The organism is Streptomyces sp. AMJ-169 (genome assembly GCF_055597585.1).
Window position 1 is genome coordinate 175,628 of the sequence record NZ_JBVLTJ010000010.1, and the last position, 15,146, is coordinate 190,773.

Below are 15,146 nucleotides of genomic sequence, written 5' to 3' on the forward strand. Positions count from 1 at the left end.
TCCTCCGTAGCTCAATTGGCAGAGCAGCCGGCTGTTAACCGGCAGGTTACTGGTTCGAGTCCAGTCGGGGGAGCATGCTGAACGAGGACCCCGTCGGGGTCCTTTTTCATGTCCCCGGGAACCGGGCGGGCGTCCGTGCGGTCCTGAAGGACGTGAACGCGAGGTCAGCAGCCGTGCACAGCCGGACCCGCCCCCAGCGGGAGATCGTATGACCGGCTATGCTGCGGCAGACGGCGCGCACACTTGTACGCGACACGCCGCGTGGGGCGGTAGCTCAGCCGGTTAGAGCAGCGGACTCATAATCCGTCGGCCGTGGGTTCGAGTCCCACCCGCCCCACTCTCAGCCCGATCGAGAGAACCGTTTCCGCCTGTGGAGACGTCAGAGCGGAGGACGCCACCCGAAGGTGGTGACCTCCGCTCATCCGTTCAGATCAGCTCGATCCCGATGCCCTCCGCGCCCGGCCGCAGCCGCACCCGCGAGAGATCCCGCACCACCCCGTCCGCGGGCGGGAGTTCAGCCGCCTCGTGGGTCGTGCGCAGCGCCACCACCCGCGTACCCGCCGCCCGCGCGGCGGTGATTCCGGCGGGGGCGTCCTCGAAGACCACGACCCGGGACGGGGGGACGGACAGCCGCTCGCAGCCCAGGAGGTAGCCGTCGGGGGCCGGTTTGCCGTGGCGTACCTGGTCGGTGGTGACCAGGGCCGGGGGCGGGGTGAGGCCGGCCAGGGTGAGGCGGGCGGCGGCCACGGGGGCCGTGCAGGCCGTCACGACGCCCCAGGGGGCGTTCGCCCGGGTCAGGACCTCCGTCGCCGCCAGGGCGCCGGGCTGGACGCGGACCTTGGCGAGATAGCGCTGCTCCAGGCCGTCGATCTCGCGGGCCGCCGCCTCGGCGTCCAGGTGCGGGGCGGCCACCCGGACGTGGTCGACCGTCGAACGGCCGTGGCCCAGTGCGAAGGTCCGCTCGGCGTCCAGGCCGTTGCGCCCGGCCCACTCGGACCAGGCGTCGGCGACGCACCGGGAACTGTCCACCAGCACACCGTCCAGGTCGAACAGGATCGCGTCCGTCGTGAGCAGCATGGGTGCCGCCTCTCCTCAGCTCGCAGCGCGGCGGACGCGGACAGGGCGCCGCCGTGGGCGACTCGACCTTAACGCCGGGCCGCCCGGGGGCGGCAGGTCGGATCAACTGGCTTGTGGGCAAGGCGAGTTCCGGTCATCGCCAGTCGATCTCCAGTCCGTGCACAGGGGTTGTCCGGACATTCGGGCGGCCCCTAGGGTCGCGCGAAAGGAGTCGCGGGCAAGCGCTTTCTCAGAGCAGCGGGAGCACGTATGAGCATCCGGGTCAGCCATGTGCACGGCGATCATGTCGCGGTCGAGGCGGGGAACGGGACCGAGATCCTGCGGTACGTGTACCGGCCCGACCCCGACGCGTACGAGGCGCGCAAACCGTACGCGCATCCGCTGCGGACCCTGGCCGGGCGGCTCGTCAGCGGGTACCGGCCGAGCGATCACCGCTGGCACAAGGGGCTCCAGATGACGGCCAGCCACCTCTCGGGGCAGAACTTCTGGGGCGGGCACAGCTATGTGCACGGCGAGGGGTACCTCGACCTGCCGGACATCGTCGGGTCGATGCGGCACGACGGGTTCACCGCGTTCCGCGTCGACGGCGAACAGCTGGCGTTCACCGAGGAGTTGACCTGGATCGAGAACGGCGGCACGCAGTGGGCGCGGGAGGTGCGGGACGTCCGCGTGCACTCCGTGGACGAGAACGCCGGTGCGTGGGCGCTGGATTGGGGCATCCGGCTCACCAACACCCGTACCGAACCACTGGTGTTCGGCTCGCCCACCACCGCCGGGCGCGAGGCCGCCGGGTACACCGGGCTGCACTGGCGCGGGCCGCGCGACTTCACCGGCGGGCACGCGTTCACCCAGGACGGCGACGGCGCCGGGAAGCTGATGGGTGAGCGCAGTCCGTGGATCGCCTACAGCGGGGAGCACGACGACGTCGACGGGCACTCCACGCTCGTCTTCGCGCACGCGCCCGAGAATCTGGACGAGGGGTCCGCGATCCACCCCTCGCACTGGTTCGTACGGGCCGAGCCGATCCCCACGGTCGCCTTCTCCTGGGCGTTCTTCGAGGAGTTCGCGCTGGCGCCGGGGGAGTCCTTCGGGTACCGGTACCGGGTGGTGTTCGCCGACGGGGCGTGGGACCGGGGGCGGGTCGGGGCGCATCTGGCGGGGTTGGCGTGGTGAGCGGGGCGCGTGAGGCGAGCGGGGTACGTGAGCTGGGCGGGGCGAGCGGGGTGCGTGAGCTGGGCGGGGTGAGCCGGTCCGTCCCCTCCCATCGGCAGAGCCAGCCGGTCCGCTCCCGCCGGCCGAGTCGGCCAAGTCGGCCAGGCCGGTCCGCCCGCTCCCGTCGGCTCAGCAAACTCCGCGCCACCGCCGCCGCCCTCCTCCTGTGCGGCACGCTCGCCGGTTGCGGCGGGTCGGCCTCCGCCGACGGCGAAGTCGTCCTGCGCTACACCTGGTGGGGCAACCCGGACCGGGCCGCGCGGACCGAGAAGGCCGTCGCGCTGTTCGAGAAGGCGAACCCGGGGATCGACATCCAGACCTCCTTCGCCGGGTACGACGCCTACAAGCAGAAGCTCGCCACGCAGGCCGCCGGCGGTGACGCCCCGGACGTCATGCAGCTCGACTACCGGCAGATCGACCAGTACGCCGACGGCGGGGTCCTCCTCGACCTCGGCAAGGAGCGGGCAGCGCTGGGGACTTCGCGGATCGACCCCGGTCTGCTGGCCACCGGCGAGGTCGGCGGCGTCCAGTACGCGATCCCGCAGGGGCGGGGCACGGAGACCGTCGCGTACGACGTCAAGGCGTGGAGCGAGTCCGGCGTACCGCTCCCGGAAGGGGCCTGGACCTGGGAGCAATGGGCGCAGACCATGCGGGAGTTGAAGAAGGCCACCGGGAAGCCGGGGGCCACCGACCCGGGGCAGAGCGAGGACTGCTTCGAGGTGTGGCTGCGCGGCAAGGGCAAGGCGCTGTACACCGGGAAAGGCCAACTCGGGTTCACCGCCGACGACTTGACCGAGTGGTGGACGTTCGCCGACCGACTGCGCCGCGAGGGGGCCGTGTCGCCCGCCGAGCAGACCACCCAACTCGACGGCACCGTCGAGAACACCCCGCTGGGCCGGGGCAAGTCCGTCACCGACGCCAACTGGGACGCTCCCGCCAGCGGGTTCATGGCACTGCTGCCCGGCGGGGTCGCGCTCGCACCCATGCCGGGCGGCGAAGACGGCACGCCTGGGCAGTACTTCAAGCCGTCCATGTTCCTCGGCGCCTCCGCCAAGACCCAACACCCCTCAGCAGCGGCCAAGTTCATCGACTTCATGATCAACGACATGGGGGCGGCGAAGATCCTCGGCGCCACCCGGGGCATCCCCGTCAACGAGTCGGTGCGCACGGCGATCGAGCCGCAGCTGACCGGCTTCGACCGGACCGTCGCCGCCTACCAGACCTCCCTGGAAGGCAAGTTGAAGCCGCCGCCGCAGGCCCCGCCGGCCGGGGACAACGCGTTGCAGACCACCTTCCAGCGCGACTACGACCAGGTGTCGTACGAGCGGATGTCGCCCCGTGAGGCGGCCGAGAACTATGTCACCGAGGCGAAGGCGGAGCTGCGGTCATGACCACCACCGACCTGCCCGTCACCCCCCGGCCGGCCGGCGCCGCGCCCCCCTCGCCCGCCCGGAGAAAACGCCAACGCGAGGGCGCCGCCTGGGTGTTCCTCTCCCCGTGGGTGCTCGGCGCCGCCGGCCTCACGCTGCTGCCGATGGCCGTGTCGCTGTACCTGTCGTTCACCGACTACGACCTCTTCAGCCCGCCGCACTGGGTGGGCCTGCGCAACTACACGCAGATGTTCACCGAGGACCCCCGCTACTGGCGCTCGGTCGTGACGACCCTCACCTACGTCGTCATCGCCGTCCCCCTCCAGCTCGGCCTCGCGCTCGCCGTCGCCCTCGCGCTGAAGCCGATGCGCCGGGGCCGCGCCTTCTACCGCTCCGCCTTCTACGCGCCCTCCCTGCTCGGCGCGTCCATGTCGATCGCGCTGGTGTGGCGGGCGGTCTTCAACGACGGCGGCACCGTCGACAACCTCCTGGGCACCGGCGGCTGGGTCAACAAACCGGGCTGGGCGCTGCTGGCCGTCGCCCTGCTCACCGTCTGGCAGTTCGGCGCGCCGATGGTCATCTTCCTCGCCGGACTCCAGCAGATCCCGGGCGAGTTGTACGAGGCGGCGGCCGTGGACGGGGCGAGCCGGCTGCGCCAGTTCCGCTCGATCACCGTACCCATGCTGTCCCCCGTCCTCTTCTTCAACCTGGTGCTCCAGACCATCCAGGCCTTCCAGGTCTTCACGCCCGCCTTCGCGATCAGCGCGGGCAAGGGCGGGCCCGCCGACTCCACGCTCGTCTACACGATGTACCTGTACGACCGGGGCTTCGTCGCCTCCCACATGGGCTACGCCTCCGCCATGGCGTGGGTGCTGCTCCTCGTCATCGGGGCCGTGACGGCGGTGCTGTTCCGCACCTCCCGCGCCTGGGTCTTCTACGCCGCCGAGGAGCAGCGATGAGCAGTCGGACCGCGTCAACTCCCCTGAGTCCGGCCCGGCGTGGGCGGATCGTCCTGCATCTCGGGCTGCTCGCCGCGCTGTTGGTCATGCTGTACCCGCTCGCCTGGCTGCTGGCGACCTCCCTCAAACCGGCCAGCGAGGTCATCGCGAGCCTCAACCTCCTTCCCGGCAGGCTGGAGTGGTCCAACTACTCCACCGCCCTGGACGGCGTGAACGGCGTCTCCGTGGGGCGGCTGCTCGGCAACTCGCTGCTCATCGCGGGCGGCGCCGTCCTCGGCAACGTCCTCAGCTGCTCGCTCGCCGCCTACGCCTTCGCCCGGCTGCGGTTCCGGCTGCGCGGGCCGCTCTTCGCGTTCATGATCGCCACGATCATGCTGCCGCACCACGCCGTGCTGATCCCGCAGTACATCATCTTCAACAAGCTCGGCCTGGTGGACACCTATTGGCCGCTCATCCTGCCCAAGTTCCTTGCCACAGAAGCCTTTTTCGTCTTCCTCATCGTGCAGTTCATGCGCGGGCTGCCGCGCGAACTGGAGGAAGCCGCGCGGATCGACGGCTGCGGGCCCTTCCGCAGCTTCCTCCACATCATCCTGCCGCTCACCCGCCCCGCCCTGATCACCACCGCCATCTTCACCTTCATCTGGACCTGGAACGACTTCTTCACCCAGCTCATCTACCTGTTCGACCCGCACAAGTTCACCCTCACCCTCGCCCTGCGGTCCTTCGTCGACGCCTCCAGCCAGTCCTCGTTCGGGCCGATGTTCGCCATGTCGGTGATCGCGCTGCTGCCCATCGTGCTGTTCTTCCTCGCCTTCCAGCGCTTCCTCGTCGAGGGCATGGCCAGCTCCGGACTCAAGGGATGACCGCGACCCGCGAGCCCGGCGAGGTGTTCGGCCCGAGGTTCAGCCTCTTCGCCGACGTCCTCAGCGTCGGCCTGGCGACTTCCCTGGCCTGCCTGCCCGTTGTCACGATCCCCGCCGCCCTGTCCACGGCCTGCGCCATCCTGCGCGGCGCGGGCGAGGACCGCCCCGCGACCGCCGGCCGCTACTTCTGGCTGCTACGGCGCCGGCTGCGGGCCGGCGACCTGGCCGCGGGCTTCGCCGCCCTCGCCGGGGCCCTGCTGCTCCTGGCCGACCTCGCGCTGGCCCGCGCCGGACTGCCCGGCGGCGCCCTCTTCGCCGCCGTCGCCGCCGCGATCGGCTGCGCGGCACTCCTCGTCGCCCTGCGCGCCTGCGCCCGCCCCGAGTCGCTCACCGACTGGCCGGCCGCCGTCCGCGCGGGCGCCGGGGCCGTCGTACGCGATCCCGGGGGCAGCGGGCTCGTGCTGCTCGCGGTGGTCACCGCCGGGGTGTGTGCGTGGACGCTGCTGCCGCTGGCGGTGCTCGCGCCGGGGCCGCTGGCGATGGCGCTCGCCGCAGTCGATGTACGCGGGACGCGCCATACGAAAAGCTGAAGACTGGGGGTTTTCCCAAAACGTCCTGGACGGTTCAGGTACCCCTTGTCGGCTTAACGACAGGGCGGCCGGCGGTCAGAATTTCCGGCAGGCGGAACATCGGGCCGACGCCCCCCCATATTCCCGACTGCCCGGTGCCCGCCGCCCGTTCGGACCTTCCCTCGACCCGGGAGCCTCCCCCATGCGCCCTTCCCTCGCCCTCTCCCCGAACGCCTCCCGCACCCCGCTGTCCTCGGTGCCCGCCGTGCCCGCCGCCTCCGCCGCCGCGTCCGTCGGCCGCAAGAAGGACTCGATGCTCACCCGGGGCCTCGCCCTGCTCAAGGCGTTCGGCCCGGACGACAGCGAGCTGACCCTCTCCGAACTGGCCGTCCGCGCGGGCCTGCCCAAGCCCACCACGCACCGCCTGGTCGCCGAACTCCTCGACTCCGGGTTCCTGGAGCGCGGTGAGCGCGGGCTGCTGCTGGGCCGGCAGATGTTCGTCCTGGGCGACCGGCTGCCCCGCGACCAGAAGATCCGCGCGCTCGCCCTGCCCTACCTCCAGCGGCTGCGGACGGCGACCGGCGCGAGCGCCGTCTACCTGTCCGCCGTGCGCGACCGGGAGGTCGTCCACCTGCTGCGGGTCGGTGCGGCCGACACCGCCTGGGAGCGGGTCGTGGGCTTCGCCGCCCGGCGGGTGCTGACCGGGCCGACCGGGCCCGTGCTGCGGCTGGAGGACACCAGCCGCGGGAACGCGATCCTGGCCTCGCCCGTCGGACTGCCCGCCCAGGGCAAGATCGCCGCCGCCTCCGCCGTGGGCGTCTCAGGCCAGGAGATCCGCCGCGTCCTCGCACCCGGACTGCGGCGCACGGCCCAGGAGTTGGGGGTCTGCCTCGCGGCCCTGCCGGAGTTCCGGACGCTGCCGGGGGCGGCGTGAGCCGGTGGGGCGGACGGCGGAGGGGGCGCTGATGCGACGGGGCTGACGCGGGCGGGGGCGCTTTGATCCGACGGGGCGGACGGCGGCGGGGGGTTCTGATGCGACGGGGCTGACGGCGGCCGGGGTGCTCTGATCCGACGGGGCTGACGGCGGCCGGGGTGGCCCGGGTGGCCTAGCCCTCCGCGTTCGGCGCCTCCGCGTCCGGCGCCTCCGTCTCCGGCCCCTCCAACCCTGTCCCCTCCAACCCTGTCCCCTCCAACCCCGGCCCCTCCGGCACCCCCTCCCACACCACCTCCCCGTCCACCACCACCCGCACCCCCGTTCGCCCGTCCGCCTCCAGCGTCACATCGGCCCGTTCCCGTCCCGTGAGCGCGACCCGCAGCGCGGTCAGCAGGGCGGGTACCTCCGGCTCCGGGACCAGTGCGTCGACGGCTCCCGAGAACCGCACCTCCGGCTGGTACCCCAGGCAGGCCCCCACCTCCCGCAGCACCCGTGCCCGCACCCCCAACGGCGGCTCGGCGGGCGGCTGTTGGAGCCGGAGGATGGCCGTACGGATCTGCTGCACGGTCGACTCCAGCTCGGTGACCGCCACTCCGATCGCGGTGACCGTCGCCGTGTCCGCCCCGGCCCGCCGCTGGGTCGCCTGCAACGACAGCCCGGTCGCGAACAGCCGCTGGATCACCAGGTCATGGAGGTCCCGGGCGATCCGGTCCCGGTCCTCGTACACGGCCAGCCGCTCGCGCCGGTCGCGGGTGTCGGCCAGGAGGAGGGCCACGGCGGCCTGCGCGGCGAACTGGACCGCCAGCTGTTTCTCGGCGGGCGTGTAGGGGCGTCCGCCGCGCCGGCGGGGGAGGGCCAGGGTGCCGATCAGCTGTCCGTCGGCCTGGAGCGGCAGCATCATGCTGGGGCCGAAGCGGTGCCGGACGTGGGTCGTCATCCGGGGGTCGGTCGCCGAGTCGTCGATGAACACCGGTTCACCGCCCAGGAGTTGGACCAGGACCGGACTTCCGGGGCGGATCGTCGTACCGACGATGTCGCCCGGGTCGTCGTACGTCGAGGCCGCCACGATCTCCATGCCGCCCTCGGCGGTCCGCTGGAGGATCACCCCGGCCGCCGCGTCGGCGAGGAGGCGGGCGCGTTCGGCGACCGTCATCAGGGCGTCCGCCGCGCTCTCGCCGCTGAGGAGGGCGGTCGTCACCGCGGCGACGCCCTCGATCCAGCGTTCGCGCTGCCGGGCGGCCTCGTAGCGGCGGGCGTCGGCGAGGGCGGCGGACGCGCGGGCGGCCAACACCTCCAGGGCGGGGGTGAGTTGGCCGTTGAGGGGGCGGAGGTGGCCGTAGCCTTCGATGGGGACGGAGGGGGCGTTCGCTTCGGAGGAGGCTGAGGGGGAGTCCGTTTCGGGCACCCCGCTCTCCGCCCCGCCGGTTTCGCGCTCCCCGTCCGTTTCGAGCACCGCTCCCAACTCCCGTGCCGCCTCCTCGATATGACGTACCGTCGGCCGGAGCCGCAGCGAGGTGCCGACTCTCAGCAGGGCGTCCCAGTGCACGCGGTCAGGCGCCCAGGGGGTCCAGTTCCAGGGGGTGGATGCGGCCCTCCAGCATCATGCCGAGGCCCTGTGCCGCGCAGATGTCGGGGCGGTCGGCGATGTGCACGGGCATGCCGGTCGCCTCGCGCAGCATCTGGTCGAAACCGGGGAGCAGCGCCGAGCCGCCGACCATCATGATGCCCCGCTCGGCGAGGTCGGCGACCAGGTCGGGCGGGCAGTTGCGCAGGACGCGGCCGATCCCGTCGAGGACGGCCGTCAAAGGGGTCTCGATCGCGTCGCGCACGGCGGCGGTGTCGACCTGGACGGAACGGGCGAGCCCGGTCGCGACGTCCCGGCCGTGGATCTCCGTGGACGTCGGCCCGTGCGGGGAGAGGCCGTTGCTCGACAGCGCCAGCTGAAGCGGTCGTACGGACTGGCTCGGGAGCATCAACTCGTGCTGGTGGCGCAGGTGTTGGACGATCGCGTGGTCGACCGCCTCACCGCCGACCGGGACCCGTTCGGCCGTCACGATCGAGCCCAGGGACAGCACCGCGACCTGGGTCGCCGCCGCCCCGCACACCATGATCATGGTCGCCTCGGGCCGCTCCACCGGCAGCCCGCACCCCACCGCCGCCGCGATCAGCGTGTCCACCAGCTCCACCCGCCGCGCCCCGAGCCCCACCAGCGTCTCGATCGTCGCCCGCTGCGCCAGCGGATCGGCGTCGTGCGGGGTGCAGGCCGCCGCCCGCAGCCGGGGCTTGTAGCGCAGCTGGCGGCGGATCTTGTCACCGAGGAGGTGGCGCAGCATCCGCTGGGCCATCTCGATGTCGACGACCGTCCCGCCCGAGACCGGCCGCACCACGCGGATGTAGTCCGGCGTCCGCCCGGTCATCTTCTCCGCGAACTCGCCGACCGCGATCAGCGCGCCGGTACGGGTGTTGACGGCCGCCGCCGACGGCTGGTCCACCACCAGCCCGGCGCCCTTCACATACACCCGCGTCCGCGCCGCCCCCAGGTCGACGGCGAAATGGCAGCGGCGCAGCTGCTCCAAGCTGGCGGTCATGGCAGGTCCTCCCGAGAGCACGGCATCGGACCGCCGGGATGGCGGCCTCCCTCGCATCGTGCGGGCGCGGGGGAGGGGCCGCCTGCTGGGATGGGCCGGGCGGGGAGCGCCCGAACGGATGATTTACGGATGATCGCCCGAAGCGGGTCCCGTGGCGCGCAAGCTCAGGGATTCCCCAGTCCGCGCACCGCCTCCAGCACCGGCTCCAGCGACCGCACCACCACCTCGCACCCCGCCTCCCGCAGCCCCTGCTCCGCCGTCCGGTTGCGCGCGAGACCGATGAAGGGCAGCCCGGCCCGCTGCGCCGCCGCCAGCGCCGCACTGCCCGACCCGATGACGACGGCCCGGTCGGTGCCGGCGCCGGCCAGCGCCCGCCGCACACAGTCCGGGTCCGGCATCAGCAGCCGCAGATCGTCCGCCCGCCCATGGACTCCGGCCAGCGGCAGCCCGTACGGCTGTACGTACCGCCGCGCCGCCGCTTCGCACACGTCCGTCACGATCGCGACCGGCCGCCCCGACCCGTGCAGCGCCCGCACCAGCGCGACCGCGTTGTGCGTCGTCGGCGCGTCCGGCAGTGCGGCCAGCTCCAGCTGGTCGAGACGGTGCCGCAGGTGCGGCCCGACCGCGTCGCGGGCGAAGACCCGCAGCACGTCCAGCGGGTGCACGGCGGTCTCGCGGATGTTCGCTATGGCGAAGGGCCGTCCGGTGAACGCGTCCTCGGGGTCCCGGAGTTCGGCGACCAGCGCCAGCAGGGCCAGCGCGGCCTCGCGGGCCTGGCCCGCGGTGAAGAGGCGGGTCACGGGGCCGTCGAAGCCGAGGAGCACCGCCGGGGCGGCGGCGAGGAGCGCGTCGAGCCCTGGCGCGCTCTGCTGGGGCGCCGCCTGCCCCTCGTCCGGCGTCAGCTGGATCTCGCAGGTCACCTGCACCCCCGGCACCGGCCACCGCCGCAGGTTCTTCGCCAGCGCGCGTTCCGCTCCCCGGGGGCGGTTGTGGGAGTGGTGGCGGGTGATGCCGGGGGCGACCTCGGCGACATGGTCGACCAGCCGCCGCGCGATCCCCGTGACCTCCCCCCGCACGAACGCCACCGGGTCGGTGACCTGCCAGCGCAGCCGTACCCGCGCGTCGAAGTCGCTGCGGCCCGAACTGCGCAGCCGGGTACGGCCCGAGGTGGTCTGCGGGGCCAGGTCTACCTCGTAGTACGTCACCGGGCCCGCGTCCCGGCCCTGGTAGGGGTCGGCCGGGTCGAGGAGGGTCAGCGGGCCGTCGGGCAGCGTGTGGACGATCGCCGCCCGGCCGGGGGCGGGGAGGCGCAGGTCGCGGAGGTCCCGGGTGAGGTGGGGGCCCTTGACGAGGTCGCGGGTGTCGTCCTCCGGGCGGGGGGCCGGGAGGGGGCAGTACCAGGCCAGCGGCGGGGCGTCCGGGTCGGGCCCGTAGAGGGGGCGGAAGCGGTGTGGGCCGGAGGCGGCGGAGCTGGTGGCGAAGGAGGTGTGGAGGGGCGGGGGGATGGTGATGGTCACCGGGGCCGGGGAGTTGGGGGGTTCGGGGGCGCCGGCGTAGGTGACGTGGAGGGGGGGTGGGTCGGTGAGGGTGGCCAAGGGGCCGGGGAGCCAGCGGATCGCTGCCGCCAGGAGGGGGAGGAGGTTGGCGGTGGGGGTGATGTCGACTCGGTAGCCGTGGGGGAGGACGTGGGTCGTGTATTGGGCGGGGGTGAGGCCGGCTCGGGTGAGGACTTGGTCCACCGCGTATTCGAGGGTGATGCGGGATTCGGGGGTGAGGGGGGTGGGGGTGGTGAAGAGGAGGGGGGTGGTGGGGGGTGGGTCGGGTACGGGTTCGAGGCGGGCGCCGGGGGAGTGGAGGGCGTAGCCGTCGTTCAGCTCGGCGAGGGTCGCGGGGCCGAGGCAGGCGGTTACTAGCTCGCGGGCCAACTCCCTTACCCGGTCGAGGGGTTGGGCTTCCGGCAGGTTGGCCGCCAGCTCCTCGTAAGTGGCCCGGTGGCCGGGGGCGCGCAGCAGTTGGACCAGCAGGGACTGTGCGGCGGGGGAGGGGAGGGGGAGGTCGGTGTCGCCTCGGGTGATGCGGAGGGGGGTGGAGAGGCGGACGTGGAGGGGGGCGGTCTGGCGGGCTTGAGCGAGGGCGGCGGCGACCCGGCGGGCATCGGAAGGCAGGCCGGCGGAGTCCCGGCGGGACTCGAAAGGCCAGCCGCCGGGGGTGATGACCTCGTCGTGGAAACGCTCGACCTCGGCCGAATGCCTCGCCAACCCCGTCGCGGTCGAGGCGAGTTCGGCCCAGTCGCCCGACGTGACCCACTGCCGGGACCCCTCGCCCAGCGTGAATCTACTGATCAGCGCGGACCCGTCCGGCCGCAGCAGCAGCCCGACATCTCCCGCCTGCCCCCGCACCAGCCCCCGCTCATGCAATGCCCTGAGCCCCGCCCAGACATCGGCCAGCAACGCGGCATAGACCGGCAACGACACCCCAGGCCCGCTCCCCAGCGTCAGCTCGGACAGCGTCACCCCCTCCACGAACTCCACGACCAGATACGGCACCCGCCCTTCGACCCCGAAGTCCAACACCCGTGCCACGTAAGGACTTTCAACCCCCCTCAAGACCTCCGCCTCAGCCAGGAACCGCTCATGAGGCCCCTCCCGCTCCGGATAAAGATGAACGACGACCCGCTCCCCACCCCACGTATCCACCCCCTCCCGCACCCGCTGCCCCACCCCCCTCCTCCCCAGCACCCGGTACCGCCCCCCGAGCAACCCCTCCCCACCCCCGCCGAGCCGTTCGACGGTCTCCCCCCGGACCGTCGCGAAGGCACCCTCCTCGCCCTTCCCCCTCCGCGCCCCGAACACCCCCGCACTGAACCCGGCCCGCTCGTCGATCAGCCCCCCGACCCGCGCCAGAAACTCCCGCGTCCGCCCCCGCACGGTCCGAGGCAACGTCCCCGCCAGCAACTCCCTTACCCCGGGCCGGAATTCGTACGACCCCGACGGCCCGTCCACCGCCCGCAGCATCCCGCTCAGGATCACCTCGGCGAGATGCTGCGACCGAGGCTCCCCCTCCACCGCATGCTGCACCAGCCGCATCACCGGAACGGAAGGCACCGCCAACGACAGATGCCCCGCCAGCACGAACGCCTCCGGAGAGGCGGTCGCCTGGAACCGCAGGACCAGTTCCCGCGCACTCAACTCCCCTTCGGAGTCCTCCTGTTCACCGTCGACCGGAACTGAAGGCACCCAAGCGGCGGCCCCCGGAACCAGCCCGCCCCCGGGATCGCTCACCAACGCCGCCCAGTTCCCCAGCCAGGCGGCCCCCGCCTCCAGAACGGGCAGCGGGAAAGCGTCACTTGGCGGCTTGCGGGCGTCGAGGTCGTACGCGGTGAACGCCACCGACGCGGACGGCGCGGCGGGGCGGGGGGCCACGAAGACGCCCGCCTCGGCGGGCAACGCGCTCTGTGCCCACAGGTGTTCGGGCAGTGGCTGGACGAGGGCCAGGGGCAACTTCGCCGCCCAGCGCCGGAGTTGGGCGTACCAGCGGTCGCCCGCCGGGCCCGGGCGCCACTGCGGGCCCATGCAGTCGCTGACGACGAGGACGACCGTCCGCCCGTCCGCCGGGGCGGCGACCCCTCTGGCGTGGCCGTCGGGGGTCGCGGGGTGCAGGGAGACGGTGCGGAAGATGCCGGACTGGGCGAGTACGGCGTGCAACTCCCTTACCAGCGGCGCCCATACGGGCATCGTCGGACCCACGTCGTGCACCAGCGCCAGCCGCAGCCAGCGGTCCCGTGCGGGGCGCAGTACCGGCAGCCACACCTCGGGGTGGGCGCCGAGGCGGGCGATGCGGTCGACGGTGGCCCGCTCGTCCAGCAGCCGCGCCCGCGCGTCGGGAACCGTACGCTTCACCGGCCGCAACGCCCGTTGCAGGGCGAGGGGGTGGGGGAGCATCGGGGGGACGGGGACTCGCAGTGAGGGCTGGCCGGGGGTGGGTGAGGGGGTGGGCAGGTGGAGGGGGACGCGTCCGGTCGGGGACGGTGGAGGAGGCGGGGCGGCTGCCGGGGCCGGCGGGACGGGCAACGGGCCGGGCTCGACGGGCGGTTGGGGCGGAACGGGTACGGGCGCGGCGGCCTGCCGAGGAACCGGCTCCGGCACCTCACCGGCCAACTGCCGCGCCAGCCAAAGAACTTCGGCCAGCTCACGAGGAGACGGACCGGCATCACCGGACACGGCACCCAGCAGATCCGCGAGCAGAGGAAGCGAGGGCCGGCCGGGCTGGGCGAAGCCCATGCTCGAAGCGACGCCAGCCGTCACGGAGCCAGCCTTGGAGGCACCTCCAACTGCCAAGGAGCCAGGCTCGGAAGCACCTCCAGCTGCCACGGAGTCCAGCTCGGAAGCACCCCCAGCCACCCCAGAATCACCCCCCGCCCCGGAGGAGCCGCCTGCCCTAGCGGAGCCCCCCGCCCCAGCGGAGCCCCCCGCCCCAGCGGAGCCCCCCGCCCCGGCAGAACCCTCCACCCCCTCAGAGCCCATCCGCATCCGCCACCGCATCCAGATACGGCATCAACCGCTCCGCCAACTCCCCCCGAGACGCCGCGTCCAGACCCGTGACCCCCGTCAGATACAGCGCGTTCAGCAGCTGGTCCGTCGCCAAGTCCCCCTCCGCCGCCCGCGCCAGGAAGCGGTCGATCAGCGGATCCGCCTCCGCCGCCGGGGTGTCCAGATGCGCCCGCACGATCTCGGTCAGCTGCTGCCGGTCCGGCCTGCGCAGCCGCAGCCGTACGCAGCGGCGCAGGAACGCGGCGGGGAACTCGCGTTCGCCGTTGCTGGTGAGGACGACGAAGGGGAACGCCTTGCAGCGCACCCGGCCACGGGCGATCGGGACCGGGACCTGGGAGCCGTCCGCGAGGACGTCCACCGTCGGGTTCCGCGCCGACTGGCCTGCCGCGCGCAGGAGTTCGGGGATCTCGTACTGGCCCTCCTCCAGGACGTTGAGGAGGTCGTTCGGCAGGTCGAGGTCGCTCTTGTCCAGCTCGTCGACCAGGAGGACCCTCGGCTGGGCGTACGGCAGGAGGGCCGTGCCGAGGGGGCCGAGGCGGAGGTGGTCCTCCACGCCGTCGAGGTCGCCGTAGGGGCCGGCGTCCGAACCGCCCTCCTGCCAGGCCGACTTGCGGGCCGCGTACAGGCGGGACAGGGGGTCGTACTGGTACAGGCCGTCCGTCAGGGTGCTGCGGCTGGTGATGTTCCAGCGCAGGACCGGGCCCAGCCGCAACTCCCTTGCCACCGCGTACGCGAGGGACGATTTGCCGGTGCCGGGCGGGCCGGTGACCAGGAGGGGGCGGCGCAGGACGAGGGCGGCGTTGACGAGTTCGACGCTGTCGGGGGTGGCGACGTAGGTGCGGGCGCGGTGGACCCGGTCGGGGGAGACGGCCGCCTCGTCGGCGTCGTCGTCCGGCACAGGGAGTATGGGCGCGCCGTCGAAGGCCCGCCAGGGCGGCGGGGCGGGCAGCCGCTCGATACCGGCGTGCGGGTCGCTCGTGCCGGTGTAGACGGACCAGTCGGACATGGGCTTACTTTCTCCGCG

At 73.1% G+C, this 15,146-nt stretch carries 11 protein-coding genes and 2 tRNA genes; 8 read left to right on the forward strand and 5 right to left on the reverse strand.

Translation table 11 applies throughout. The annotated features are described in order from the left end of the window. Together ACYUD3_RS24820 and ACYUD3_RS24825 are read left to right on the forward strand one after the other, a co-directional pair. Nucleotides 1–73, forward strand: a tRNA-Asn gene (locus tag ACYUD3_RS24820). 190 nt (nt 74–263) lie between these two features. Then, nucleotides 264–337, forward strand: a tRNA-Ile gene (locus ACYUD3_RS24825). An 89-nt stretch (nt 338–426) separates the two neighbouring features. Here the strand turns inward: ACYUD3_RS24825 and ACYUD3_RS24830 are convergent. Continuing rightward, nucleotides 427–1,077, reverse strand: a complete 651-nt coding sequence (locus ACYUD3_RS24830) for an HAD-IA family hydrolase (protein ID WP_470973711.1) — start codon at nt 1,075–1,077, stop codon at nt 427–429. A gap of 249 nt (nt 1,078–1,326) precedes the next feature. Between ACYUD3_RS24830 and ACYUD3_RS24835 the strand changes: the two genes are divergently transcribed. The 6 genes from ACYUD3_RS24835 to ACYUD3_RS24860 all read left to right on the forward strand — a co-directional run bounded on the left by ACYUD3_RS24835 (nt 1,327) and on the right by ACYUD3_RS24860 (nt 6,984). Beyond that, nucleotides 1,327–2,250 carry a DUF6807 domain-containing protein gene (locus ACYUD3_RS24835; RefSeq protein ID WP_470973718.1) on the forward strand — a complete coding sequence of 308 codons (924 nt, stop codon included), beginning with the start codon at nt 1,327–1,329 and terminating at the stop codon, nt 2,248–2,250. Between the two features lie 203 nt (nt 2,251–2,453). Next, nucleotides 2,454–3,680: an ABC transporter substrate-binding protein gene (locus tag ACYUD3_RS24840; protein WP_470974205.1), complete on the forward strand. Its 1,227-nt coding sequence runs from the start codon at nt 2,454–2,456 to the stop codon at nt 3,678–3,680. Next, nucleotides 3,677–4,618 (forward strand): carbohydrate ABC transporter permease, encoded by a 942-nt coding sequence (locus ACYUD3_RS24845; protein WP_470973724.1) that lies wholly within the window; start codon nt 3,677–3,679, stop codon nt 4,616–4,618. Before ACYUD3_RS24840 ends, ACYUD3_RS24845 begins: the two co-directional genes overlap by 4 nt. Further along, a complete protein-coding gene (locus ACYUD3_RS24850) occupies nt 4,615–5,481 on the forward strand; it encodes a carbohydrate ABC transporter permease (protein ID WP_470973731.1) in 867 nt (288 codons plus the stop codon). Before ACYUD3_RS24845 ends, ACYUD3_RS24850 begins: the two co-directional genes overlap by 4 nt. Beyond that, nucleotides 5,478–6,071 carry a hypothetical protein gene (locus ACYUD3_RS24855; protein ID WP_470973738.1) on the forward strand — a complete coding sequence of 198 codons (594 nt, stop codon included), beginning with the start codon at nt 5,478–5,480 and terminating at the stop codon, nt 6,069–6,071. The genes ACYUD3_RS24850 and ACYUD3_RS24855 overlap by 4 nt, the downstream gene beginning before the upstream one ends. 181 nt (nt 6,072–6,252) lie before the next feature. Further along, complete coding sequence (locus ACYUD3_RS24860; RefSeq protein WP_470973743.1) at nt 6,253–6,984, forward strand: helix-turn-helix domain-containing protein; 732 nt, start codon at nt 6,253–6,255, stop codon at nt 6,982–6,984. Between the two features lie 172 nt (nt 6,985–7,156). Here the strand turns inward: ACYUD3_RS24860 and ACYUD3_RS24865 are convergent, their stop codons facing one another. The 4 genes from ACYUD3_RS24865 to ACYUD3_RS24880 all read right to left on the reverse strand — a co-directional run bounded on the left by ACYUD3_RS24865 (nt 7,157) and on the right by ACYUD3_RS24880 (nt 15,128). Then, nucleotides 7,157–8,530 carry a GAF domain-containing protein gene (locus ACYUD3_RS24865; protein WP_470973748.1) on the reverse strand — a complete coding sequence of 458 codons (1,374 nt, stop codon included), beginning with the start codon at nt 8,528–8,530 and terminating at the stop codon, nt 7,157–7,159. A gap of 4 nt (nt 8,531–8,534) precedes the next feature. Then, complete coding sequence (locus ACYUD3_RS24870) at nt 8,535–9,572, reverse strand: rod shape-determining protein (protein ID WP_470973753.1); 1,038 nt, start codon at nt 9,570–9,572, stop codon at nt 8,535–8,537. Nucleotides 9,573–9,736: 164 nt separating this feature from the next. After that, the gene (locus ACYUD3_RS24875; RefSeq protein WP_470974208.1) at nt 9,737–13,852 is read right to left on the reverse strand and encodes an SAV_2336 N-terminal domain-related protein; all 4,116 of its coding nucleotides are present in this window, start codon (nt 13,850–13,852) and stop codon (nt 9,737–9,739) included. A gap of 232 nt (nt 13,853–14,084) precedes the next feature. Beyond that, nucleotides 14,085–15,128, reverse strand: a complete 1,044-nt coding sequence (locus ACYUD3_RS24880) for an AAA family ATPase (RefSeq protein ID WP_470973758.1) — start codon at nt 15,126–15,128, stop codon at nt 14,085–14,087. Nucleotides 15,129–15,146: the final 18 nt, after the last annotated feature.

What these genes read in the sequence shown, in the direction of transcription:
- ACYUD3_RS24830 (WP_470973711.1), bottom strand. Translation starts at nt 1,077, where the DNA reads ATGCTGCTCACGACGGACGCGATCCTGTTCGACCTGGACGGTGTGCTG.
- ACYUD3_RS24835 (WP_470973718.1), top strand. Translation starts at nt 1,327, where the DNA reads ATGAGCATCCGGGTCAGCCATGTGCACGGCGATCATGTCGCGGTCGAG.
- ACYUD3_RS24845 (WP_470973724.1), top strand. Translation starts at nt 3,677, where the DNA reads ATGACCACCACCGACCTGCCCGTCACCCCCCGGCCGGCCGGCGCCGCG.
- ACYUD3_RS24850 (WP_470973731.1), top strand. Translation starts at nt 4,615, where the DNA reads ATGAGCAGTCGGACCGCGTCAACTCCCCTGAGTCCGGCCCGGCGTGGG.
- ACYUD3_RS24855 (WP_470973738.1), top strand. Translation starts at nt 5,478, where the DNA reads ATGACCGCGACCCGCGAGCCCGGCGAGGTGTTCGGCCCGAGGTTCAGC.
- ACYUD3_RS24860 (WP_470973743.1), top strand. Translation starts at nt 6,253, where the DNA reads ATGCGCCCTTCCCTCGCCCTCTCCCCGAACGCCTCCCGCACCCCGCTG.
- ACYUD3_RS24870 (WP_470973753.1), bottom strand. Translation starts at nt 9,572, where the DNA reads ATGACCGCCAGCTTGGAGCAGCTGCGCCGCTGCCATTTCGCCGTCGAC.
- ACYUD3_RS24875 (WP_470974208.1), bottom strand. Translation starts at nt 13,852, where the DNA reads ATGGGCTTCGCCCAGCCCGGCCGGCCCTCGCTTCCTCTGCTCGCGGAT.
- ACYUD3_RS24880 (WP_470973758.1), bottom strand. Translation starts at nt 15,128, where the DNA reads ATGTCCGACTGGTCCGTCTACACCGGCACGAGCGACCCGCACGCCGGT.